Here is a 23,142-nt window from a genome sequence, read left to right on the forward strand (position 1 = left end):
CTAGAACTGACTCATATAGGCCAGCGCCACATTCTGGTACTGGAAATCTTTAACGCTGTGCGAAATGGATTTGCCGCAAATAGACTGATAATTCACAATCGCATCCGCCATTGCATCAATATCCATATAAGGTACCAATAGACCATTTTCACCATGCTGGATCAGCTCGGCCGGGCCGGTTGGACAATCAAACGCGATCACCGGCGTATCCAGATACATCGCTTCAATCAAGGCAGTTGGCATGCCCTCATGTCGGGATGACAGAATAAACGCCACAGCACCGTTAATGATGTAATAAGGATTGTCGGTAAACCCGTTGAACAATACCGAATCGGCGACGCCTAGCTGTTCGGCCAGTGCCTGCAATCTGGCGAGATCGTCTCCCACACCGACAATCACCAATCCGGGTAAATCCGGTTGCTTACGTAAAGCTTGTGCATAGGCGCGGATCAATAAGTCAAAGCCCTTCTGTTCTACCAGGCGACCAACTGCGCAAAAATAACGGGTTAACTGAAAATTGTCGGTATTTTGATTAGCCAGTTGCAATACCTTGTCGCTGACGACCGCATTAGGAATGAATCGTACGTCTTTTTTACCAATGCGAATGACACTGTTCAGCTCACCTTGTAAATGACGTGATACGGTGACAATCGACTGGTTGCTGAGACTGTACAAATTGTACAATGCCTTGATCATCCAGGCTGGCAACTTCTGATCACTGACATCAAAGGCACAATGACGGGTGTAGATAACCTTTAACTGCGGGAATTTCAGTGAGCAGCATAACGCCAGCATATTGGCCGTTTCTGTTGCTGCAATTAGCACATTGACTTTATTGTGTTTAATGTGACTGAACAAATGCCTTAGCCGGGTCATAAAGTCTGAGCCTGGCCGAGGGCAGATGGCGTCAAATTCGGCACACAGCTTTTTGTATCCGGCATATTTATCACCCGATACATTGCAGACATAAAAAGATGAATAGACACCCTGCTCCGATAATGCTGTCGCCAGATTTTTATGCACCCGTTCGACACCGCCCGACAGGGAAAACCATTTATGCAAAAACAGTACTTTGTATTGTTCCATTTGATTTGCTCCAATATGTTCTTAACGTGGCTGGTGACGGTAACGGTGTTTTACCACGCAGAATATGGCGTGGGGATTGGTGGTGACATAGCGCCATAGCAATTTTCTGGGTTCAGTAATAGCCCGATGCAGCCACTCCAGTCCCAAGTTTTGCAATAGCAGCGGCGCGCGCTTGTAATCACCGGTGACAAAGTTGAAACAGCCTCCACAGGTAATAATGACCGGCACTTTTAAATGCGGTTTTTGTCGCAACGCAAATAGTTGTTCCTTGGGCTTGCCTAGCCCCACCCACAGCACATCCGGGCGGGTTTCATTGATTTGTTTGACCAGCTCTGCTTCTTCCTGCTCGGAAAAGTAACCATGATGCGCTCCGGCAACGGCAAAATTTGTGTATTGACGCTGTAAAATTGCGGCGCACTTATCGACGGTCTGTTGCTTGCCACCCAACAAATAGTGACGCAACGGGGTTCTGCTCATTTGCGGAATGTCATGGATCATATCCGTGGTGGCACTGCGCTCGGGAATGGGATGTTGGCTGAAATACTTGGAAAATGTCACCACACTTTGTCCATCAGCGTGCAGAATATCTGCCTGATTTAACAGCTCGCCCATCTCTTTATTGCTGTTGGCGATAGAGATGCTATGACCGTTGGTTGAGAAAATAAGCATGGGGTGAACTTGCTTATTGTGAACTTTGTCGAAGCGGACACGCGAGGACTTTTCTGTAATCAGCCGCACTAGCTGTTCTCGTGTCACGCACGCGGTACGCAACCCGCCAACCCGGGTGAAGACAACCTCTTCTATTTTCATCGTGTTCCCCCTGCTCCTTTGTGGTTATAGCTTGATCCAGATTTGAGAGTGTTGCTCTGTGCTGTGTGGAATTTTTTAACAGCACGCAGTCAGGACAACGCAACTTCTATGCCGCTCTGTCACAGGGAGGGAATAATTGAATCAGCCAACGCGTGGATGCTGCTGTTTTTTTATTTGGAAAAAGGCTACGAAAGCCAATAAATACATGGTTCTCACCGATATTTGGAATAACTAATTTAAAACAGTAATGGCTTGTAAAGACAAAGGGTTAACGGTATTACTGGACAGAGTTAGGCTAAGCGTTAGAAGGGTAAACTGTCTGTTTATCGCAACAACGATTTTCTGCTCTGTTGAAGGATGATTTCTGTGCCGGACAAACACAGTAGAAAATGACCTATTACACCAACACGCTTGGGGTGGGGACGCACCTGGTGGCAAACAGGCACCAGTGTAATCGAATAGCAACAGTGATAAATGGAGGGGTTGTGAGGAAGGTGCTTAAAACCGCAATACAGGATGACCCGCAGATTAGCAACTTGTTAGAGCGGATGCCTGACGACGTGAGCCAGTCCTTTAGCGAAAAACAGTTAACTTGTCTGAAAGTTGCATTGGCGTCTCGTCAATGGGGACAGCATAAAATTGATTTAAGAGGCACGTTCAAATGGTTCCACTATCGCTATTATTTTGTTGTTCTGGCCGGTAAAAACCGTCGTGAATTAAGCGCACGCGAGCAGGAATTATCGCAATGGATTAAGGCCCTTATTGTCGGCGGATTTATTCTGTTCAGTTGGGCGTTGGGTTTATTAAGTTTGTATCTGCTCAAATCAGCGTTAGGGATTAATCTGTTCGGTGATTTTTCTTTGGGTATCTGGGACTGGTTTAAAGCTTTGTTTGCGTGAACAAAAGCGGCAATTTCCATTTTTAGCGGCCGTTAAATCGTTGTTCTACAGTGTCGACAGTGTCTTTTGAGGCTGTTCGCTGATGAATATCCGCGACTTTTTCAGGAAAAAGACAGGATGATATTGACCAGGGGGTGGTTTTAAACAGGCGCTCCGCTGTTTGTTCATCTGTTATTTCACAGACTTGATGGTAGGCATCGCGCATATCGGGTGGACGCCGATCCAGACTGTGGGCATCAGAAGCAACAATAGTGATTAGACCATCTTCTAAAAGCTGTCGGGCAATCTGTTTGGACGGTGGATTAAAGTGACCACTAAATACACCGGCGGTAACCTGCAATAGGCAGCCCATTTTGACCAGCCTGACAGCCTGATTGTAATCACGCCAGACATCCCGGTTACGTTCGGGATGGGCAATAAGTGGCTGTACGCCTTCTCTGCGTAACCATTCAATCAGTTCACGAGTACCTGGTGGAATATGGCTATGGGGTAACTCCAGCAACAGAACCGGTTGATTTTGCCAACAGCCCAGATAGGGCAGGGTGCCATTGACTTTCATTAGCATGATTTCAGGGCAAATTCTGACTTCCGCGGCACAGGCAATTTGCAGAGGGCAATTGTGCTCACGTAAATGTCGTTCAAAAATCTCGCGAGCACGAGCTATGCCGATCATATTGTTGTTATAACGCCCATGATGAATATGGGGCGTACAAACACTATGAGTGATGCCGCTGGCGACAGCATGACGTGCCATGGCCAGCGAGCTGGCCATATCCGCCGGTCCATCGTCCAGCCCGGGAAGCAGGTGGCAATGAAGATCAATCAACTGACTTTCGCTTTTGGATTTAACACCGGCTCTTGTTTACCTGCCGGAGGTTCGGGGGGACACTGATAACCGTATTGATCATAAAAACCCGAAAAAGCACCGGTCTTATTGGCTTTTTTAAGGTCAACCTGGTTTAGTACGATGCCGTCAATCCGGTGACCAAGTTGCAGGAACCGGCTCAGACCTGTGCGGATTACACTATCACTGGTGCTGTCAGATTTGACGACGTATACCAGTGAATCACAGACTTTGGATACCACCATCGCATCACTTACCGCCTGGGTAGGAGCCGTATCCAGAATAATATGATCATATTCCTTGCTCAGTACGCCGATTAGGCTCTTAAAACGCAAAGATGCGAGCATTTCTTGAGGATTAGGTGGCAAGGACCCTGCCATCAGCAGATCAACACCGGAATATTCGTCGGTCACAATACACTCATCTTCACTATGAGTACCTGAGATAATATTGGCCAGACCGGGTTGGAACCCGGGTAATCCAAATAGCCGCGATAATACCGGACGGCGCAGATCCGCTTCGATCAGCAAGACTTTACCCAGTTGTCCCATGGCGAAGGCGAGGTTGGTGGCCACGGTCGTTTTACCTTCTTTGGGGACGCTGGAGGAAACCAGAATAACCTTGTTCGGTTTGTCGATATTTAGCAACAGGATGCTGGTTCGCAGCGTTCGGATTGCTTCGCTGAATAAATGATGTTTATTGTCAAAGAAATGCCTGAGCGGCAGATCTTTGTTGCGTCTGTGTTTTTGCCAGGGGATGAGTCCCAGCATTCGTTGCCCTAATGTGCGTTCCACATCATCAATGGAACGGATACCGCGATTAAAGGCTTCAAAGATTAATGCCATAAATATCCCGAAACCGACACTGGCTACCGCTACCGCCGCCACTATCAGCGATTTTTGTGGCTTGGTTGCGTTGGCAGGCACGGGAGCCGGATCCAGTACCCGGGCATTGGGAGTTTCAAATCCGCCTAACTCATTGGTTTCTTTCAGTCGGGTAAAGAACGAGTTATACAATTGCTGATTAATATCCACTTCCCGTTGCAGTGAACGGCGCTGCGTTTCCAGCGTGGATAAGCGACGATAGCGTACTTTGGCTTCTTCCACTTCTTTTTGCAGTTCTGTCACTTTATGTTGTGCCGACAGATAAGAAGTTCGATAGTCGGAGCCGATGCCATCGATCAGGGTTTCGATCTGGGCGTTCCGCGCCTGTTTTATTGAGGCAATCTCTGCTGTTACGGCGATCATTTTCGGGTGTTTGGGTCCATACACCTTGCTGAGCTCGGAATATTTACTTTCCGCCTTGATTACTTCCCGGTTAACATTCTGTATCGATGGATGGTTTAAAATTATTGGCAACCGGGCCAGGGCATTGACGTTACCATCCTTAACTTGAATTTGTTCGTAAATAGCGCGTTGCTGTTTTAAAGCGTTTTGGGCCGACAGTAATTGCTCACTTAATCCCTGAAGTTCATCGGCTGCCAAGCCGACTACGCCGTCAATGTTGACTAACTTTTCGCGCTCATAAAAATCGGACAGGCGTTTTTCCGAGTCCGTCAGTTTTTGGCGTAAGCCATCCAGACTTTCATTTAACCAGGTGGTGGCTTTACTGGTCATATTGAATTTGGCTTCCAGATAACTTTCGATATATACCTCGGCGACAGTATTGGCTATTTTGGCCGCAAGCTGGGGCGATTCACTTTCATAACTGATATTGACCACCTGGGTGCTTTTAATCGGAACAATAGTCAAGCCCGAGGAAAAACTTCGAATGACCCGCTCTTTTTTGGCCTCAGCCTTGTCTTCAGGTGGTTCATCAGCAGAGGCGGAATCTTCATTCTCATTGCCTGACGCTAACCAGGGAACCTGTTCGCGTAGTGCATTGGTGAATTGCACCTTGAGATCCTTGAGCCATCCTAAGGTACGAGGCTGCTGAGATGGATCAAACAACGGATTGTTGACCAGATCGAGTTTCTCGACCACCCGCTGTGCCACTTTACGGGACTTGAGTATTTCGAACTGGGTCTGGAAATACTCCTTGCGGCTCGAATCCAGTCCGTAGACTTCCTGAATAGACAATACCTTGGCCTGTTCAGACTCGATAAGTAAAGACGCAGTAGCGGTATATCTGGGAGGAAGGGTCATCACATATAAACCCGTTAATAACGTGGCAATGATGGCAAAGCCGATAATACGCCACTGAAAGGAACGGATAACATGCCAGTAGTGGGTAAAATCCAGTTGATCCTGTTCTTGTTGCGGAGTCGGTTCCTTATTGACACGACGCTCGCCGGAAAAAATACTGGCGTTTAATTGTTCTACGCTGCTATTGGACGATTTCATAGTCAGTTATTCCATCCTTAAAAGAAACTTTGCTGAACTCGCACTATGTCTCCAGGGAGCACCGTGTCAGAGGTTTTTACCGGCGATAATTCCTTTTGCACGCCATTGATCTCGCGAAGAATTTTAATGTTGTCTTTGGCGGCTCGCTGGGTATAACCACCAGCCACTGCTGCGGCTTTATCGACAGACAGTCCCGGCTGATAAGGATATCCACCGGGTTTTTTGATTTCTCCATCAATGAAGAAAGGGCGGTATTCAACAATCGATACGGATATCGAGGGATTGACCAGATAATCCCCTTTTAAGCCCAGATAAATGGCATTTTCCAGCTGGGCAGCGGTCATACCTACCGCCTTGATATCGCCCAGAAAGGGATAGTTGATAATGCCGGTGTCGGGTAAGCGGGTTTCCAGCGACAAATCACCCTGCCCATAGACGGTCACTTTAATGACGTCGCCTGACCCCAGCCGGTACTGACCCATATTAAAAGTTTCGGCATGGGCTGAAGGATTTAGCAATATCAGGATGCCAAGCAGACAAGTGAGGATAAAGGCAACACGTATTTTCATATTAAAGGCTCGCTTGTAGGGAGATGCTGAACAAATTTCGATCAAAGTCCAGATTATTCAAGTTACTGTTACGTTGGTCATAACGATAGGCGATGGAAAATAGCAACCAGCGGCGGAACTGGTAGTTAGCGGCGAGTTTGCTACCCCAGTTGCGATCTTCACGATCTACTGCAACTTCATCGACGATCAAGGCATTGGTTGCGTAAGTATCGTCCTGATACAGCAGTTCGAGTTCGGAGTTAAACCTGCCGGTCCAGTCATATTGCCAGCTCAATTGATAATCACGCTTTTCGATAAAGTTGCCTTGACCATCAGTTTCTTTGATATCGCTCATGGTAGAGATTTCGAACTGGCTATAGTTAACCGGTTGCCACAGCACGCCGACTTCCCAGTCGAAGCCGTCGTAGTTCTCGCGTTGGTCCGAATCGAAATCCTTGCGGCGCATACCTATCTTGGCAAAGCCTGTGGTGGCTTCAGTGGACTCCCATCTCACCCCGATAAGGGCTTTTTGCTCGGTGCTATCCAGCCGGTTGCGTTCTTCAAGAGCAAAATCATAATTGATTTCAGCGGTGCTGATGTCGAACAACAAATCCGTGTTGGGGGCGACTTGGTAGTAAAATGTCGAACCTAAAATATGGGTATCTCTATCCCGTTCCAGATAATCAACGCTATTACCATCGTAGTTCACTCCCTTATACCTGTAGCGAAGATCGATTTTTCCGGTAGCGGTCTCACCGCCATAGCGGTAGGTTAGCTCCATGTCAGTATCTTTGAATTGATCGGGTTCCAGTAGTTCGTCACCGTGGCCGATAGAATACCGGGTTCCCCGGGCATCGTGACCGTCCAGATACTCTGCGTCGAGCATTAGGCGATGACGGGTATTGAGCTGATAACCCAGTTGGGTCCAGAGGCGGTGGTCGGTAAAGTTGTCTGCGTCACTGGAATAGTAATTCCCTCGCTTGAGGGAATAACCAAGTAGCATATCGTTGATGCCGTAATTATTACGCAGCACAAAGGTTGGAGTCACCAGCGTACCCCAACTATCCAGCTTATCGCCGGACTCCCGCAACAAGTTATCATCGTAACGCTGCTCGATATCCAGACTAGGTGTAAACAGAAACCCACCCAAATCAATATTGCCCTTTTTATCCTGCTGGTCGGCGGCGTTAGCCCAGGGGATAGTAAGGAACATCAATGAACATAACACTACATGAGCTTTAACAAGGTTTAAGCGCATTTATTTTTCCTTCCGTGAATGATCCTGTGACTTAATAACAATAGACCTATGCCAGATGTATGCCAGTCAACCGAAATTGTCTGGCATACCCTATGTTAAGTGAGCTTGGGCAGATAAGCGGATTTGTCGAGTGGAATTGGGGCCGCCAGACAGGGGGATTTTGTTCCCTTTCTGCGACATCGACTCTGCTGATGCGGGTTCTATCGGTTACCCGGGCCTGGATTGCCCGAACAATTTGTGTTCGGAAAAGGAATAAAGCACTACTGATTCTGCCAGCCAGTTAACTCAACTATAAATTTTTGCCCAGCTGTAGCCCTCTCGGAATGTGAATTACGGACATGTCCGGATTACCGATAATAACTCTTTACCCTTTGTAACAGATTCTCTGGCACCAGATTTGCAATTTCTACCTGTGTAGAGGCTGAACGCGCTGTAAAAAAAGCCTGTATTGACTAAGGGAAGAACGTTGTAGCCCTTTAAAAATAACGAATCCGTAATTTTCCAGAACAATGTGTAGGCAGAAATTTCATATTGTTGATTCGTTGCTAATAGGAAACATCGATTGTCTGTTGGCGCTGTAACGACTTTGCTTAGGGATACTGCTGAAACAGGTAATAAGCTGATTTTATTAGTTTTATTTTGACTGGGAAAGGCAGGATAGGGCGTTGCAAATTGGCATGTTGCAGATTGGCGTCATGGACGTCATCTAGCGGGTTTGCAGCAGTTTTGGATTGAATACGACGTGTACCAAATAAGCTAAAACGGTTTTGGTAATACTAAATTCGCAGGGGAATGATCATGGCAATCGATATTATTCGTCGAAAAGTAGGGAAGGGAATTATTCAGTCCAATCAAAGTGGATTTTCCACTTTATACCGACTGGTTGATTTATTTGTTGTCACACTGATGTATTTCTTTGTGCTGGTGGCAAATGGTTTTGGTATTGATGCCTCTACGCTGGTGTTACTGTTTGTCAGTATTATCAGTTATATGCTGTTTGCCGAAGCATTGGATATTTACCGTTCGTGGCGAACCGCATCCTCGCTGGAGATGATCAAAACCGTGTCTAGTGTGTGGTTGTTGACCGCTTCTGTCACTATCACATTTGCCTATTTTATGTATTGGCTGGTTCCCTACGGAAATAGCGTGATCCTTAGTTGGTTATCGGCTGCGGGACTGTCACTGCTGGGTTGGCGAATTGTGTTTCGTGAGATATTACATGTACAGCGCAAGAGCGGACATAACACCCGTAGTGCGGTGATTATTGGTGCCACGCCTTCTGGCTACAGTTTAGCCAATCAAATGGACGACAATGAATATCTGGGTATCAAGTTTAAGGGATTTTATGATGATCGCGCTCCCGATCGTCTACCGCATGAGTTGCAACATCAAATCCACGGTAATGTGAACGATGCTATAGCACTGGCCAAGTCGAATGAGGTGGATTATATCTACTTGTCGATGCCGATGAGTGCTGAAAAACGCATCATGCATATTCTGAATTTATGCAGCGATACCACAGCAACAGTGTATATCATCCCCAATTTCTTTATATACAACCTGATTAACGCCCGTTGGCAGAATATCGGCTCGGTTCAGACATTGAGTGTGTTTGATACGCCTTTCCAGGGCGGCAGTGATGTGCTTAAACGGGCAGAAGATATCGTATTTTCCAGTTTAATTTTGTGCCTGATTGCGCTGCCTATGTTGATCATTGCCCTGGCAGTAAAATTGACCTCGCCGGGGCCTGCGATTTTTAAACAGACTCGCTATGGGTTAGATGGTAAACCCATCACGATTTATAAGTTCCGTTCAATGAGTACTCAGGACAACGGCAATAAAGTCGATCAAGCCACCAAAAATGATCCGCGCATTACCCGGTTAGGGGCGTTTTTAAGACGCACATCGCTAGATGAGTTACCGCAATTTATTAATGTGTTACAGGGCCGGATGTCAATTGTTGGTCCTCGTCCTCACGCGGTGGCGCATAACGAAGAATATCGCAAATTAATTGAAGGCTATATGTTACGTCACAAGGTCAGACCGGGCATTACCGGTTGGGCACAAATTAACGGCTACCGTGGCGAAACCGAAACGATCAACAAAATGGTTAAGCGGGTTGAATATGATCTGGATTACATCCATCGCTGGTCGGTATGGCTGGATATAAAAATTATTCTGGCTACCGCCTTTAAAGGCTTTGTGAGTAAAAATGCGTATTAAATGACGTGTTCTGGTCCCTCTCGGTAGTACCCCAACTTTTACTACCGGGACTTTGGCCATACAGGGCGGACCCATTCTGCTCTGTATGGCTTTTTTTATGTGTGATAATGATAAAGCTATTGGCAAATCTGTTCCATTACCCAGTTGGTGCGTGCAGCACTGGCACCGGTTGAAGGGCAATGGCTGTTTTCTGTCAGAGCAACTACGACAGTCTGGATCAAGGGTTGCTGGATATGCTTGGGCAATTGACAGCTAAACTGTTGAGTTTTTTTCCCGTCAACCAATAAGGTAACGTCCCCGCCAGAAAATGTCGCATAACGTATTATCCCCTGACTGCCAATAATTTCGGTGATATCACGGGTGGCACTTTGTGAGCTGTTAAAGCACCAGTTACCGGTTCCGGTTGCACCTGATTCAAACATAAAACTGGCACACACCATATCGTCCGCACTGTAGTAACCGGCCTGATTGGTCGCAATACCATGTGCTTGTTGAATGGGGCCTAGCAGGTAGTCCAGCAAATCTAGCTGGTGTGAGCCCAAATCATAAAAATAGCCACCACCAGCTATTTCCGGATCGATTCGCCACTCATTATTCATCCGGCTAAGTAACTGAGGACGAACAGCCTGATTAAGCTGAACATTGACATGACGTACTTCGCCAATTTTACCTTGTTCAAGCCATTGTTTGACTTTGACGAAGTGAGGCAAACAGCGCCGATAGTAGGCAACAAAAAGTGGCACGCCTGCTTGCTCACAAGCCTTTATCATCTGTTGGCATTCGGTGTAATTCCGCGCCATCGGCTTTTCCACATAAACCGCTTTACCGGCTGCTGCGGCTTTTAAGGTGTAGGGCAGATGCCCGTCAGGTGGTGTAGCAATATAGATGGCATTGATATCCGGATCTTGGATTAGGTTGTCCGCATCATCGTACCATCTAGGGACGTGATGGCGATTGGCGTAGTCTTCGGCTAAACGTGCAGTACGACGCATCACAGCAACCAGTCTGGAACCCGGGACAAGCTGCATGGCCGGTGCACTTTTTACTTCGCATACATCACCCACCCCGATGATGCCCCAGTTTACCTGGTCCAATTTACGCGCTGTCATTCTTTATCTCTAGTTGTTGTTTAAACTGGTCTTTATAACGGCGAGACAAGTTGAGTTTATGACCACTTTTCAGGGTGATTTCACCATCACCACTGGGTTGATAGCTGATATTATCAATAGCCTGATGATTGACACCGTAGCTACGATGGATGCGGCTGAAACCCGCTGCTTCCAATCGTTCAAGTGTTGCGGAGAGGGTGGCTCTTAACGGGTAAATGCGTCCGCCACTGTATAAATTAACGTAATTTCCCGACGATTCCATCCATTCTATATCACTGACTTTCACCAGAAACTCCTTATCCAGCTTGCGTACCAGAAGATGGCCCGGGACTTTAGATTGGGAAGTGGTAGATTGTTCCACCGATTCGATCAGGTTGGCTTCACCTTTTAGGCGGCTATAAACAAACTGGTATAGATAGTACATGGCGTAAAAGAATAGGTAACCCCAGGCATCTTTACGATATTCGTATAAAAATTCGCGCAGGATCGGGCCAAAATTATAATCACCACCCTGCCAGGAATAGATCAGTTCCCGGAACCATACCATCAGGCCTACATGTAAAACCGAAAACAGCAGAGTACCGAGCAAGTGTTTAATCAGTTGTTGCCAGATTTTGGTCAGTCGCGGTGGATAAAGGCTGTAGAGATAAAATATCAGCGGGGCGATTAACAAAATGCTGAGTGTACTGGTGTATTCCCAGCAAAAAGGCTCCCACAATTCAATCGCGGGTTTACCGTTGCGGTTCTGTTCCATCCAGACCGATGTGGCGTTAATGCTGTTGTTAATAAACAGATAGGTAAAAAACAGCAAGCCAATATATAAACGACGATGACGGTCGAAGCGCTCAAACAGAGTCATATTTGCATCCTAATTATTTTATCACCGGATTCATTCCTGAAGGCTTACCAAGCTGTCTTTTAGGCCAGATTGCCGGTCGGCACTCGGTATTTGAAATGGGCAATTGCTTTTTACTTTAACTGTTGGAGGGATGATGACTCAACAACAATTTGGCGTTCGGGAGGACTAAAATTATTTTGAGCTGCGTTGACTAAAGACATATCAAACTCAAGTTAATTCATTATATTACAAGCTCTAGAAACTGCTCCTCATATGTTATAACCTCTTTTCGAAATTTAATCTCATCCTGCTCAACGGGGTGAGGATATGTAGTTAATCATAAGGATTTGATATGCGTTTGTTCAAACGATACCTGTTACTTTTTATTTTTTTATCAATGAATATCGGTCAAAGCCAAGCTCAAGAATTGATTCCTCTTGAACATCTAGCCGCTTTACCCATGATTGAAAGCCCCCAATTATCTCCTGACGGCAAAAATATCCTGGCCCTGAGCGCTTTGGATACCGAACAATCGGTTGTTGTGGCTAAATACAACAGTGTAGATTTGGTCACTATTTTAAAACTTAAAAAAGCACAGGATAGAATTGATTGGGTTCGCTGGGCTAATAATGAACGAGTTCTGGTCTATTCAAGCTATCCAAAAACAGCATTCGGCAGAAAAGTCATGGTCAGTCGTTTGTTTGCAATAAATATTGACGGCAGTGAACTTCGTGAACTAAAGCTAGGTAAATTACTACGGCATGATTACGCTGATTTATTTTCAGATTTGAAGGTGTTGACAGTTCTGCCTGATGATAAAGAACATATTTTGGTGCAAACCTATACTGGTCGCGATAAAACCCCCGCTGTTTTCAGATTCAATATTTATAATGGTGACGTGGAAAAAGTGGTTAGTGCCGCCGAGGAGATCACGAGATGGCTATCTACTCGCGACGGAGAAGTTTTGTTAGGGTTACATTATGACTTTGACAAGGATACCCAAGAACAGACGGTTGATATATTTTTCCGAGAAAACAGCTCTGTTGAAGAATGGCAAAAAATTTACAGTTATAAATCCGGGTTGGAGTTTTATTTCAGTCCTATCGCCTTTTCCGATGATAGGAAGAGTTTGTTTGTGATGACAGACTTTGAAGTCTATAAACGAGTCTTAAGAAAATTTGATTTGCAGAACAAGGAATTTGGTGAAATTGTCTACCAAGTTGATGGATATGATCTTGATGGAGCAGTGTTCCGCGATAACAAGCTGGCGGGAGTGAGTTATACAGACGATTACTACCGGATTGTTTACTTTGATGAGGAATTAAAAGCACGCCAGGAGATGTTACAGAAAAGCTTTTCCAAATATCAGAGTTATATAGTCAGTAGCAGTCAAGATAAGAATAAACTGATAATTTCAGCATCCTCGACTAACAGTCCGAAAAAGTATTTTCTGGTTGATTTAGCCACCAAGAAAGCTAATTTCTGGTTGTCTCAATATGCTTACCTGGAAAATAAATCGTTACCGGGAAAAGAGCCTTTTTCTTTTAAGGCGCGAGATGGTTATGAATTAAGTGGTTACATTACCTTCGGTCCGGAAGGTAAAAACGCGCCATTGGTAATATTGCCTCATGGCGGTCCGAGTAGCAGGGATACCAAACATTTTGATATCTGGGTGCAAATGTTAGCTCGGCGTGGCTATGCTGTCGCGCAGGTTAACTTTCGCGGTTCTGAAGGCTTTGGTAATTCTCACGAAGTGCAAGGTTACAAGCAGTGGGGAAAGCTGATGCAGCAAGACGTTTATGACGCTATTGCTGCAATTAAAGCAAATCATTGGGCTGATACAGATAACATGTGCATAGTCGGCGCAAGCTACGGAGGATATGTAGCGCTTACCGCCGGTTATCAACGTCCGGATTTATTTAAATGTATTGTTAGCGTAGCAGGGATATCGGACATTCCGGCCATGGTTGAAAAAGATAGTTTTTATGACAGTTTTAAGGCTCATGCCAAGAACGAAATTGGTGATGTTTCTGTGCCTGAGGATTTGGCCGATTTAACAGAGAATTCTGCTATCAACCATGTAGGTGCTTTTAAGGCGCCAGTCTTATTGATTCATGGTGAGAATGACGAAATAGTGCATCATTCGCAGAGTGAAGATATGTATGATGCCCTCAAAAAGCAAAGAAAAGACTCTAAACTCGTTTTACTCGAATATGGCACACACTATGTTGATTCTCCCAAAAACCGTCAGAAAGCTTTTGAGGAAATCGACAAGTTTCTTAAGCAGTACTTGTAATTTACACCAGCCCATACTGTGTCCAAAAATAGCTTGTCGACACTACAGAATACTTCTGTAGTGTCGCTTTAGATCGTCCTTACATTGTTATAGATATATTTCTCAATTATTTTTATCACAGTATTCCACCGGTTATCCCTGAGGCTTTACCGGTCAGCCTTTAGCACTTGGTTGGCGCAATCCTGTGTCGCATTCTGAAAGGGTTACTTGCTATTTACTTTAACCTTTGGAGGGATAATGACTCAACAACAATCGGGTCGCCGTTACGATATTGATGCGTTGCGGGTGTTGGCCTTTGCCATCTTAATTTTGTACCACACCGGCATGTATTATGTGGCCGACTGGGGCTGGCATGTTAAAAGTGTCCATCAGTTTGAATGGTTGCAGGATTTGATGTTGCTGCCCAATCAATGGCGTATGTCCTTGTTGTTTTTTATCAGCGGTATGGCAATGGCGTTAGTGAATGGCAAATATTCTGCCGGTGCGTTGTTTCGGTTACGTTCAAAGCGGTTGTTGATCCCGCTGATTTTTTCCATGTATGTCATTGTCGCGCCGCAGTTGTATTTTGAGTTAGTTTACAACCGCGGCTATGACCAGAGTTACCTGACTTTCTGGTGGCAATATATTGATATCCATACAGATTTATTTCCAGACAAACAGTCGGTAATAGGTTTACTAACCTGGAATCATCTTTGGTATTTGCCTTATCTGTATTGTTACAGCTTGCTGATGTTGACAGGCGGAGGCCTGTTAAAGCGTTTTGCCCATTGGACCCCTTTGCAGGCAGTACCCCTGTGGACGTGTTTATTGGTGTTGATGGTGATATTAACCTGTTTTTGGCTGACTTTGGGTCAACATTTCCCGTCGACCCACGCGCTGATTAATGACTGGTACTATCATGCCAAATACTTGCTGGTTTTCAGTTGCGGCTATGTCTTTGTATTTCAGCAGCAGTGGTGGCAGCAGGCCATTAACCAACGCAAGAAATTATTACTGGGTGCGTTACTCGGTTATTTGTTTGTACTGTGTGACAACCACGGTTTTATTCCGGGCTGGATCGATTTATCCGCTTACCCCATCTTGAAACAGGGGCTGTATGCAATGGCCTACTTTGCGAATCAGTGGTTATGGATAGTGGCGGTATTGGGTTATGGTGGCTATTGGCTTAACCGTCCGTCAAAATGGTTGAGTTATGCCAATCAGGCTATCTTGCCATGGTACATTTTCCACCAAACGTTAATTATTCTGGCTGCGATGGCAATAAAAAGCTGGCACTTACCAGCGCTGCCTGAGGCTGCGCTGATTGTATTGATGACAGTCAGCGGTTGTTATCTGGGCTATGAACTGGTGAAACGCTTTGCCATTACCCGCTTGCTGTTTGGTTTAAAGCTATTCGAATCACCGCAACGAAATCCTAAACCAGGAACAGCGCCATTACCGGAGTCATGATCATATAAGCTATTGAGGACTCGTCTTCCGTTAATTCCGGCAGTTGAGTCCTCTCGCTAAAGGTCAACACTGCTTGTTTAGAACCTGTATCCATAGGACAGATTTAAGAAATCCATACCGGGATTCTTGCTGTTTAATCCGCCATTGGAATAATGCATATATCTAACTGAGACACTTTCCTGTTGGCTAAGCAGCAAGGTTAGCCCCAGCCTGTCCTCAAACTGGTAGTGGGAGCCGATATCTTTGCCGGCGAAACGAGTATTATCCACCAGTGAAATACCGATACCCAATTCCCATTTGAGCGGTAAATTGTCGCCTACAGTGGTGAAGGTGGATGAAATTACCGGCGAAAGCGCGACGGCGAGATTGGTCTCATGACGGTTATCCTGACCGTATTCCCAAAAATTGACGCTCATTTCCCAGTAAATGTCCAGTCCTCCCAAGTATTCAATTTGGGTAACTTGCCCGTAATAAGGTCGGTAAGCCAGTCTGATACCGGTCAGATTCGATTCACCATCAAGATAATCAATGGCAATTCCCTGGTTAAAACTGGCTGCCTGAACAAAAGGGAAATATAAACACAGTGCAACAGCAAAGGCAGCAAACTTGTTCATGGTTTAATTAGCTCCAAAAGTTTAAGTAGAGCTAATATAGATATGGGCTGGACACCGGTTTGCCAGCCATTTAACCATTTTATCTGTTTATGAATACAATCAGAAAAATGAATGTTTTGCCGTGGAAAAACGCAGGAGGGGCGCTAGTCCCTATTAGTATCATTTTTAATATTCTGGATTACCTTAATCCTGGCCTGATCCAGTTGCTGCTTAATCGCGGCTCCCTGATAGCCGGCAGCTATAATCTGCTGCACATCAATTTGGTTGGCAGCCTGATAGGTTTGCCAGAAGTAATCTGCCTGATGATAGGGTTCATCTTCAAAACCGGTGCGTCCGCGTGCATCAGCACGACATACATCCAGAAAATCGGCAAAACGTTGTGGTTTGCGCCACACGTCACAACGATTCAATACTTTTAAAACTGTGGTGGGTTTTAGTTCAAAGGCTTTATGCACATGGCTATGAAATTCGCTGGCCATCAAGGCCAACTCCCGACATTCATTGGTGGCTTTAATACGATCACAGAGTTGGTTAATACCTTTGAGTCCTAATATTTCGTGGCCTTGATGAGATGGCCACTGGTGTGGATCGGTTAAGCCTTTGCCAATATCGTGTGCCAGCGCGGCGAAACGTACTGTCAGTTTGTCGGACAGGGATACCGCTTGTTGCAGTACCATCATAATATGCACACCGGTGTCGATTTCAGGGTGCCATTTAGCTGGGTTGGGAATGCCCCACAATTTATCGATTTCGGGCATCCATACAGCTAACGCCCCGCAATGATGTAAACATTCAAAATAGACTTCCGGGTTTGGTTCCAGCAGGGCGCGGGCGGTTTCTTGCCAAACCCGTTCAGGGCTTAACACTTGCAATTCACCGGATTGACTGATTTTAGTCATCAGCTCAAGGGTTTCATCGACAATATGAAAACCGTACTGAAAATAACGGGCGGCAAAGCGTGCCACGCGTAATACCCGCAACGGATCTTCTACAAAAGCATCGGAGACATGGCGTAAACGCTTGTATTGCAAGTCTGTCTGGCCATGATAAGGGTCGATAACATGATTATTTTCATCCATCGCCATGGCATTGATGGTGAGATCGCGGCGCGACAGATCCTGCTCGAGGGTGACGTTCACGGAACTATCACAAGCAAAGCCGCCATATCCCACGCCGGTTTTACGTTCCAGCCTTGCCAAAGCATATTCTTCACGGGTTTCAGGATGCAGAAAAACCGGGAAGTCATTGCCTACCTGCACATACCCTTTGGCTAACATCTGCTCAACGGTGGCACCCACAACAACCCAGTCCCGATCCTTGACGGGATGATTGAGTAATTTGTCGCGAACCGCACCACCTACTAAATAGATTTTCATCAGACTGTTTTATTGATCAAGATGTCCGTATTATGCCGTAAGCAAAAGCGATTTACATTTATGCTTTTGACTTGCGCCATCTAACTAGTTAGTTTGATGGTTTTTATTTTGTCTCTATCCCGAAATTGAGCTTTATGTACCTGAGTTATTTTGGACTAACCGATAATCCATTTTCTATAGCACCGAATCCGGATTATTTGTTTATGAGTCCCCGCCATAAAGAGGCGTTGGCGCATTTAACCTTTGGCCTGCGTGAAAGCGGCGGTTTTGTGATGCTGACCGGTGAAGTCGGTACCGGAAAAACCACGGTATCCAGAAAGCTGTTGCAGCAACTACCGGATAATACCCAGGTGGCGATGATCCTGAATCCGACCTTGTCGGCGCTGGAATTGTTGGCGACAGTCTGTGATGAACTAGGCGTGGAATACCAGGACAGTAAATCGAGCCTCAAATATTTTACCGATCTTATTTTGTCCAAGCTGGCGGCTAATCATCAGCAGGGAATTAGCACGGTATTAATAGTGGATGAAGCACAGCATCTGTTACCTGAAGTGTTGGAACAGCTACGTTTGCTGACCAATCTGGAAACCAACCGGGAAAAGCTGCTTAAAGTGGTATTGATTGGTCAACCTGAATTGCAAATGCTGCTAAAACGTAATGAATTGCGTCAGTTAGCCCAGCGAATTACCGCCCGTTATCACTTATTGCCGTTATCTGCCGGTGAAGTAAAAGCTTATATTAGTCATCGATTAAGTGTCGCCAGTGGCGATGCAGCAATATTCAGCCAGGCAACATTGCAAGCGGTATATAACATTACCGGTGGTATCCCCAGGGTGATTAACCTGTTGTGTGACAGGGCGTTGACGCTGGCCTTTACCCGTCAGGATGCGGTGGTGCGCCGCCATATTTTTCTGGCCGCAGCGGGGCAAATACTCGGTGACGACGTGGTAAAACAACGTCAGGGCAAGTCATGGGGAGTGATCTTGGTCGGAGTGTTTGCGATTGCGGCGGTTATCGGTTTTATGGCAGGTAAAATGTATGGCTAGAATTGATATTAACCAGCTTAAACCCGGCATGGTGATTGTGCAGATTGTTGCCCAGAATGGGCCGGTTAAAATTCGTAAGTCCGGACTGGTATCCAGTCAGGAAATGGTCCTGGGATTAATGGAGATGGGTGTTCAGCAGGTTGAAATTGACCCGGCCCAAACAGTTGAGCTGGATACGCCGAAACCCGGTCAGTCACCGATGCAATCTTTGTTAATGAAATCCAATCAGCAAGCTCGATCGAATGTAGATAACAATCTATCCGAGCAGTTTAATCGCAGTTTGTTTTTGCCTTCTATTGCTGGTCTGCCCTCAGCGTGGCGATATTACGGCCAGCGTTTGTTAATGGTAATGATTGTCTCTGCCGGTGGAGCCGGATTAGGCTGGACCGCCGCGACAATGAATCACTGGTTATCTGCTTTTAATCAACCTGCACCTATTGCCCCAACGGCAACGGAGGTTAGCACGTCAGCTGCCAATAACGTTAAAGCTAAAGCGCCACCAGCGGTAGCTGCAGAACAGCCACCCCAATCCCTCCAACAAGTAGATGCCCCTGTACCTGAGTTAAATACCGCGGACGACAATAGGCTGCAAATAGCGGATAAACCCGCCGAAGCACCCATAAACCAGATTTCCCCTGAATTGTTGAAAAAATTTAATCAGGCGGTGGCTGAGCTGGGCGATAGTGTTGACAGCACTGCTGCACAAATACCCCCGGCGGAAAAGGTGGATGTACCTCGTGTAGATCAGTTGCCTCGCTGGGCGTTAGATGAGTTGCCCAAAATGTCTTTTAGCGCCCATATGTATGCATCTGAACCACAAGATCGTTGGGTGACATTAAACGGGGTGGAATTGCATGAAGGAGAATGGATAAACAGTAATTTGCAGCTACAGGAAATTACCCCGCAGAAAGTGATTATGAATTATAAGGGGCAACAATTTAGCATGAATGCTCTTACCGACTGGTAAGGGGGCGTTTATTTTAGCTGCGATCTGCAGAGCGTTGACAAGGGTCTATACTGAAGTTTGTTTTGGTTGCCAAAAGTCGTTCACGTTGTCCCTTTAAACTCTCAACCCGAGGTGGCTTATAATGTGTCGCTTTCTATTAAATTTGGTCAACAAATCTACCCTGCTGCTATTACTCCTTTCCTGCCAAGGCTTATCGGCGGCGATTATCAGTACCGAAGTGACGGCTGAAAGTTATAGTCTGTCTTATCCGGAACCTGAGTATGCCGTATATGATTCCCGCACAGATGAACACGATGCCTATTTGGATACTATCTCCGATTTTTATGATACCAGTGTTCATGCTGATTCCCATGTTGAAGCCAGGAATGACGGGATCGCTTTTTTGGTTACACGAAAGTATCAGGCGGCGGAATCCGCAGGTCGGACGGCAATCCGTTATCAACTCGAAAATGACTCTGCAGAAGCGCGAAAATTCAGTTTGCGTTTTAATCCGTTATTCGGCTTTTTAACCGCTTATTGTGCCGATCCGGATGGACAATTTGATAATGATACCGACAGTACGTTAGCTTGTGGCCCCGATGACTTTGCCATTGCCAGTTATGACGCCGGAATTTGGCTAAATGATCAGTTAATCTGGTCGAGTATGGCCCGTTTACGTTCGGATATTAATGGAGTCAGTCTTGATACCGCAGGAACCGTGCTAGGCAGTTTTTATCCTGATGAATCTAATTATCGCTGGGACAGCCAGTGGCTTGATTTGACTCTGGACGTATTTAATCCGGGAGAGCAATTTAGTCTGTTATACAGCGTTAACGTCAATGTGGGTGGACAAGTCGAGCTGCAAGGAGCGACGAGCTGCGTGCCTTTTGACTGTCCCTATCCGGATAATGTTGCATTGGCCGAATACGGTACTTATCAATTTGTTGAAAACGGCGAGCAACAGATTCAATTTTCTTCAGCGGCTTTGCAGGTTACAGAACCCGTCACATTAGGAGTATTTGTGCTTGGATTGCTGCTGTTGGTTATTGTTAGGCGTTGTTAAGCCAGTATTATGGTGCTGTTAGTGTCGATGTGGTGTCAAAAGCCTGTTTAAAAAAATCCAGCATATTCAGATTGAAATCCTCGGGCAGAATACTGGATACAATGAGGTCTTCCGAGCTGGATAAATCAATTTTTTGCACATGTTCGTGGCAATTATTCTGTATGTCATAAAAGCTCATCACCAGCGGCGTCAACGGCGAGTCAGGATTGGCGCGCAATACCATGGCTAACTTACCGCTTTGCAGTTTAACCACGGAGCCGACGGGATATAAATTGATACATTCAGCAAACTTGTCCATTAGTTTGGGATCCATTTTTATAGTTTTATCATCCAACATAGAGCGCAGTGCATCTGCAGGGGCCATCGCTTGTCGGTAAGGGCGCTCTGCAGTAAGTGAATCATAAGTATCCACTATGGCGGCCATCCTAGCATAGATAGAAATTTGTTCACCTGCTAATCCTGCCGGGTAACCGGAACCATCCAGTCGCTCATGGTGTTGCTGAATAACCTCAAAACCGATGTCACCCACACAACCGGATAATCTGACTAGCTCAAGAGCAAAATCCACGTGGGCCTGCATTTGACGAGTTTCCTTGTCATTTAAGCTGGTGCGTTTTTGGGTTAACAACAAAGGCAGTTTGGCCATGCCAATATCCATTAGTAAGGCGGCTGTCCCCAATTGATGGATAGTTGGACGATCAAAATTAAGGTGGCGGGCAAATAAGCTGATCAGAATCGCACAATTAACGCTGTGTTCAAGCAGGTATTGATCAACCTGACGGATCTGGGTAACGGCACCGGCAATTTCTTCGCATTCAAAAATATTGTCAATAATGTGGCTGGAGATCTGCTCAATATCATCCAGATTGGCGTATTTTCCTTTACTGATCCGTTGGATGATTTTGCTATGAGTGACCTTGGTCTGGGCATACAAATCCAGCGCTTGGTTCATTTTTTGGCTAAAACGGTTGATAACCGGATCCCTGTGTTCGGTCGTTGCCGTGTCTTGCGTCGATAGTTGACTCTTGGTTAAATCAATCTCCAGTTGCAGAACGCCCTCGTCTTTTAATTTACCCACGGCTTCAATGGTTTTGACCAGACCTGTTGATGTTACTTTTATGCGGTTTTTTGGTTGGGTAATTCGGGTTACATACATGCCGGGAACAAGCTGTTGTATCGAGATAACTTTTATCATTGAGAAGTTGGACAACCTATTAAAGCGACACGGGGTCAGAGATCTAAATAGGCTTTAAATATTGTTGGAAACCTGACGGAGATCAAGTTGCTTATAGAATAAATAGCCCTAGTTTGAGCCATGATAATTATAAAATTTTTGCGAAGCTCGAAGCTCGAAGCTCGAAGCTCGAAGCTCGAAGCTAATATTGGTTTTCCATCCAGCTTTCCAGGATCAGGCAAGCGGATACACTATCAATTTTGCCTTTGGTGAGTTTTTTATAACCACCCAGTTCAAACAGACGTGACTTGGCATCGGCCGTGGTCAGGCGTTCGTCGCAGGTCTCGACCGGTACTTTAAAACGGGCATGCATTCGGTTGGCGAACTTTTTGGCTGCAAAGGTCGTGTGCTGATTGGTGCCATCCATATTCAGTGGTAAACCGACGACAATACCTGCGGGTTGCCATTCATTGAAGATTTTTTCCAGTTCGTTCCAGTCGGGAATACCGTCAACCGCTTTAAGGGCTTCTAAAGGTGCTGCGGTGCCGGTAACCTGCTGGCCGACTGCCACACCAATACTTTTGGTACCAAAATCAAAGCCAAGCAGGGTTTGCATACTCAAGAGAATACTCTACGCATGACCTGCTCCGGGCGCCAACTGCCAGATATCGATACCCAGCTTATGCACCGCCGTTTCCCATTTTTTATGGATTGGAACATCGAACAGTAGCTCCGGATCGGATTCGATTACCAGCCAGGAGTTCTCCTGAATTTCCTGTTCTAGCTGTCCGGCTGTCCAGCCAGCGTAGCCTAATGCGACAATTGCTTTTTCCGGTGACTTTTCATTAGCCAGATTTTCCAGAATATCTTTGGAGGTGGTGACCATAATGTCTGAACTGACCGCCAGACTCGCACTATAACCGGGTTGCGGAGTATGTAAAATAAAACCGCGATCCTTACTGACAGGTCCTCCAGCGACCACGATATGCTCACCTTTTTTCTCGTCAATAACGCCTTCAATATTAGTCAGTTTCAACAGTTCTTTCAGGGTCATTCCGGCCGGTTGATTGAGGACAATCCCCATTGCGCCCTGTTCGTTGTGTTCACAGATAAAGGTCAGCGAACGGCTGAAATAGGGATCCTGCATACTGGGCATGGCAATTAAAAAATGGTTTTGAAGACTGTTATTCATTCACTCAACTCAATTACTGTATATTTAGG

General features: G+C 45.8%; 20 protein-coding genes. 7 read left to right on the forward strand and 13 right to left on the reverse strand.

From position 1 onward, the window contains the following. Positions 1-1,086, reverse strand: coding sequence for a glycosyltransferase (locus V1467_RS04675; RefSeq protein ID WP_416307640.1), 1,086 nt, complete (start codon positions 1,084-1,086; stop codon positions 1-3). A gap of 21 nt (positions 1,087-1,107) precedes the next feature. After that, a complete protein-coding gene (locus V1467_RS04680) occupies positions 1,108-1,896 on the reverse strand; it encodes a WecB/TagA/CpsF family glycosyltransferase (RefSeq protein ID WP_416307641.1) in 789 nt (262 codons plus the stop codon). Positions 1,897-2,381: 485 nt separating this feature from the next. Here V1467_RS04680 and V1467_RS04685 point away from each other — a divergent pair, with 485 nt between their 5' ends. Beyond that, positions 2,382-2,795, forward strand: coding sequence for a 3-phosphoshikimate 1-carboxyvinyltransferase (locus V1467_RS04685; protein WP_416307642.1), 414 nt, complete (start codon positions 2,382-2,384; stop codon positions 2,793-2,795). 22 nt (positions 2,796-2,817) lie between these two features. On the opposite strand, the gene V1467_RS04690 is transcribed toward V1467_RS04685, so the two are convergent. From V1467_RS04690 to V1467_RS04705, 4 genes are read right to left on the reverse strand one after another with little or no spacing between them, the layout of a single operon-like run. Then, the gene (locus tag V1467_RS04690) at positions 2,818-3,621 is read right to left on the reverse strand and encodes a tyrosine-protein phosphatase (RefSeq protein ID WP_416307643.1); all 804 of its coding nucleotides are present in this window, start codon (positions 3,619-3,621) and stop codon (positions 2,818-2,820) included. Then, the gene (locus V1467_RS04695; protein ID WP_416307644.1) at positions 3,618-5,981 is read right to left on the reverse strand and encodes a GumC family protein; all 2,364 of its coding nucleotides are present in this window, start codon (positions 5,979-5,981) and stop codon (positions 3,618-3,620) included. The genes V1467_RS04690 and V1467_RS04695 overlap by 4 nt, the downstream gene beginning before the upstream one ends. 17 nt (positions 5,982-5,998) lie before the next feature. After that, positions 5,999-6,550: a polysaccharide biosynthesis/export family protein gene (locus V1467_RS04700; RefSeq protein WP_416307645.1), complete on the reverse strand. Its 552-nt coding sequence runs from the start codon at positions 6,548-6,550 to the stop codon at positions 5,999-6,001. A gap of 1 nt (position 6,551) precedes the next feature. Then, positions 6,552-7,787, reverse strand: coding sequence for an outer membrane beta-barrel protein (locus tag V1467_RS04705; RefSeq protein ID WP_416307646.1), 1,236 nt, complete (start codon positions 7,785-7,787; stop codon positions 6,552-6,554). 798 nt (positions 7,788-8,585) lie between these two features. Here V1467_RS04705 and V1467_RS04710 point away from each other — a divergent pair. After that, positions 8,586-10,010: an undecaprenyl-phosphate glucose phosphotransferase gene (locus V1467_RS04710; RefSeq protein ID WP_416307647.1), complete on the forward strand. Its 1,425-nt coding sequence runs from the start codon at positions 8,586-8,588 to the stop codon at positions 10,008-10,010. A gap of 116 nt (positions 10,011-10,126) precedes the next feature. Here the strand turns inward: V1467_RS04710 and V1467_RS04715 are convergent, their stop codons facing one another. Both V1467_RS04715 and V1467_RS04720 read right to left on the reverse strand, forming a co-directional pair. Beyond that, positions 10,127-11,119 (reverse strand): Gfo/Idh/MocA family protein, encoded by a 993-nt coding sequence (locus V1467_RS04715; RefSeq protein ID WP_416307648.1) that lies wholly within the window; start codon positions 11,117-11,119, stop codon positions 10,127-10,129. Further along, positions 11,106-11,978 carry a LytR/AlgR family response regulator transcription factor gene (locus V1467_RS04720; RefSeq protein ID WP_416307649.1) on the reverse strand — a complete coding sequence of 291 codons (873 nt, stop codon included), beginning with the start codon at positions 11,976-11,978 and terminating at the stop codon, positions 11,106-11,108. The genes V1467_RS04715 and V1467_RS04720 overlap by 14 nt, the downstream gene beginning before the upstream one ends. A gap of 331 nt (positions 11,979-12,309) precedes the next feature. On the opposite strand from V1467_RS04720, the gene V1467_RS04725 reads away from it, so the two are divergent. Then, a complete protein-coding gene (locus V1467_RS04725; RefSeq protein WP_416307650.1) occupies positions 12,310-14,253 on the forward strand; it encodes an alpha/beta hydrolase family protein in 1,944 nt (647 codons plus the stop codon). A 237-nt stretch (positions 14,254-14,490) separates the two neighbouring features. Further along, positions 14,491-15,702, forward strand: coding sequence for an acyltransferase family protein (locus V1467_RS04730; protein WP_416307651.1), 1,212 nt, complete (start codon positions 14,491-14,493; stop codon positions 15,700-15,702). Positions 15,703-15,779: 77 nt separating this feature from the next. On the opposite strand, the gene V1467_RS04735 is transcribed toward V1467_RS04730, so the two are convergent. Together V1467_RS04735 and V1467_RS04740 are read right to left on the reverse strand one after the other, a co-directional pair. Next, positions 15,780-16,316 carry an acyloxyacyl hydrolase gene (locus V1467_RS04735; protein ID WP_416307652.1) on the reverse strand — a complete coding sequence of 179 codons (537 nt, stop codon included), beginning with the start codon at positions 16,314-16,316 and terminating at the stop codon, positions 15,780-15,782. 143 nt (positions 16,317-16,459) lie between these two features. Continuing rightward, the gene (locus V1467_RS04740; RefSeq protein ID WP_416307653.1) at positions 16,460-17,692 is read right to left on the reverse strand and encodes a multifunctional CCA addition/repair protein; all 1,233 of its coding nucleotides are present in this window, start codon (positions 17,690-17,692) and stop codon (positions 16,460-16,462) included. Between the two features lie 134 nt (positions 17,693-17,826). On the opposite strand from V1467_RS04740, the gene V1467_RS04745 reads away from it, so the two are divergent. The 3 genes from V1467_RS04745 to V1467_RS04755 all read left to right on the forward strand — a co-directional run bounded on the left by V1467_RS04745 (position 17,827) and on the right by V1467_RS04755 (position 20,747). Further along, on the forward strand, positions 17,827-18,738 hold the full coding sequence (locus tag V1467_RS04745; protein WP_416307654.1) for an ExeA family protein: 912 nt from the start codon (positions 17,827-17,829) through the stop codon (positions 18,736-18,738). Further along, positions 18,731-19,705 (forward strand): general secretion pathway protein GspB, encoded by a 975-nt coding sequence (locus tag V1467_RS04750; RefSeq protein WP_416307655.1) that lies wholly within the window; start codon positions 18,731-18,733, stop codon positions 19,703-19,705. Before V1467_RS04745 ends, V1467_RS04750 begins: the two co-directional genes overlap by 8 nt. Positions 19,706-19,826: 121 nt before the next feature. Then, the gene (locus V1467_RS04755; RefSeq protein ID WP_416307656.1) at positions 19,827-20,747 is read left to right on the forward strand and encodes a hypothetical protein; all 921 of its coding nucleotides are present in this window, start codon (positions 19,827-19,829) and stop codon (positions 20,745-20,747) included. Positions 20,748-20,754: 7 nt separating this feature from the next. On the opposite strand, the gene V1467_RS04760 is transcribed toward V1467_RS04755, so the two are convergent. The 3 genes from V1467_RS04760 to V1467_RS04770 form a co-directional block, all read right to left on the reverse strand. After that, on the reverse strand, positions 20,755-21,942 hold the full coding sequence (locus V1467_RS04760; protein ID WP_416307657.1) for an HD-GYP domain-containing protein: 1,188 nt from the start codon (positions 21,940-21,942) through the stop codon (positions 20,755-20,757). 181 nt (positions 21,943-22,123) lie between these two features. After that, positions 22,124-22,537, reverse strand: coding sequence for a Holliday junction resolvase RuvX (gene ruvX, locus V1467_RS04765; protein WP_416308649.1), 414 nt, complete (start codon positions 22,535-22,537; stop codon positions 22,124-22,126). 15 nt (positions 22,538-22,552) lie between these two features. Then, positions 22,553-23,113 (reverse strand): YqgE/AlgH family protein, encoded by a 561-nt coding sequence (locus tag V1467_RS04770; RefSeq protein ID WP_416307658.1) that lies wholly within the window; start codon positions 23,111-23,113, stop codon positions 22,553-22,555. Positions 23,114-23,142 lie beyond the last annotated feature (29 nt).

This window comes from Neptunicella plasticusilytica, assembly GCF_047922965.1.
Lineage (GTDB): Bacteria > Pseudomonadota > Gammaproteobacteria > Enterobacterales > Alteromonadaceae > Neptunicella > Neptunicella plasticusilytica.

Bases quoted from the DNA above. Each gene is read 5' to 3' on its own strand.
- V1467_RS04755 (WP_416307656.1), top strand. From the start codon at position 19,827: ATGTGTCGCTTTCTATTAAATTTGGTCAACAAATCTACCCTGCTGCTA.
- V1467_RS04695 (WP_416307644.1), bottom strand. From the start codon at position 5,981: ATGAAATCGTCCAATAGCAGCGTAGAACAATTAAACGCCAGTATTTTT.
- V1467_RS04720 (WP_416307649.1), bottom strand. From the start codon at position 11,978: ATGACTCTGTTTGAGCGCTTCGACCGTCATCGTCGTTTATATATTGGC.
- V1467_RS04700 (WP_416307645.1), bottom strand. From the start codon at position 6,550: ATGAAAATACGTGTTGCCTTTATCCTCACTTGTCTGCTTGGCATCCTG.
- V1467_RS04750 (WP_416307655.1), top strand. From the start codon at position 18,731: ATGGCTAGAATTGATATTAACCAGCTTAAACCCGGCATGGTGATTGTG.
- ruvX (WP_416308649.1), bottom strand. From the start codon at position 22,537: ATGCAAACCCTGCTTGGCTTTGATTTTGGTACCAAAAGTATTGGTGTG.
- V1467_RS04735 (WP_416307652.1), bottom strand. From the start codon at position 16,316: ATGAACAAGTTTGCTGCCTTTGCTGTTGCACTGTGTTTATATTTCCCT.
- V1467_RS04710 (WP_416307647.1), top strand. From the start codon at position 8,586: ATGGCAATCGATATTATTCGTCGAAAAGTAGGGAAGGGAATTATTCAG.
- V1467_RS04715 (WP_416307648.1), bottom strand. From the start codon at position 11,119: ATGACAGCGCGTAAATTGGACCAGGTAAACTGGGGCATCATCGGGGTG.
- V1467_RS04740 (WP_416307653.1), bottom strand. From the start codon at position 17,692: ATGAAAATCTATTTAGTAGGTGGTGCGGTTCGCGACAAATTACTCAAT.
- V1467_RS04760 (WP_416307657.1), bottom strand. From the start codon at position 21,942: ATGATAAAAGTTATCTCGATACAACAGCTTGTTCCCGGCATGTATGTA.
- V1467_RS04730 (WP_416307651.1), top strand. From the start codon at position 14,491: ATGACTCAACAACAATCGGGTCGCCGTTACGATATTGATGCGTTGCGG.
- V1467_RS04725 (WP_416307650.1), top strand. From the start codon at position 12,310: ATGCGTTTGTTCAAACGATACCTGTTACTTTTTATTTTTTTATCAATG.
- V1467_RS04680 (WP_416307641.1), bottom strand. From the start codon at position 1,896: ATGAAAATAGAAGAGGTTGTCTTCACCCGGGTTGGCGGGTTGCGTACC.
- V1467_RS04770 (WP_416307658.1), bottom strand. From the start codon at position 23,113: ATGAATAACAGTCTTCAAAACCATTTTTTAATTGCCATGCCCAGTATG.
- V1467_RS04745 (WP_416307654.1), top strand. From the start codon at position 17,827: ATGTACCTGAGTTATTTTGGACTAACCGATAATCCATTTTCTATAGCA.
- V1467_RS04675 (WP_416307640.1), bottom strand. From the start codon at position 1,086: ATGGAACAATACAAAGTACTGTTTTTGCATAAATGGTTTTCCCTGTCG.
- V1467_RS04705 (WP_416307646.1), bottom strand. From the start codon at position 7,787: ATGCGCTTAAACCTTGTTAAAGCTCATGTAGTGTTATGTTCATTGATG.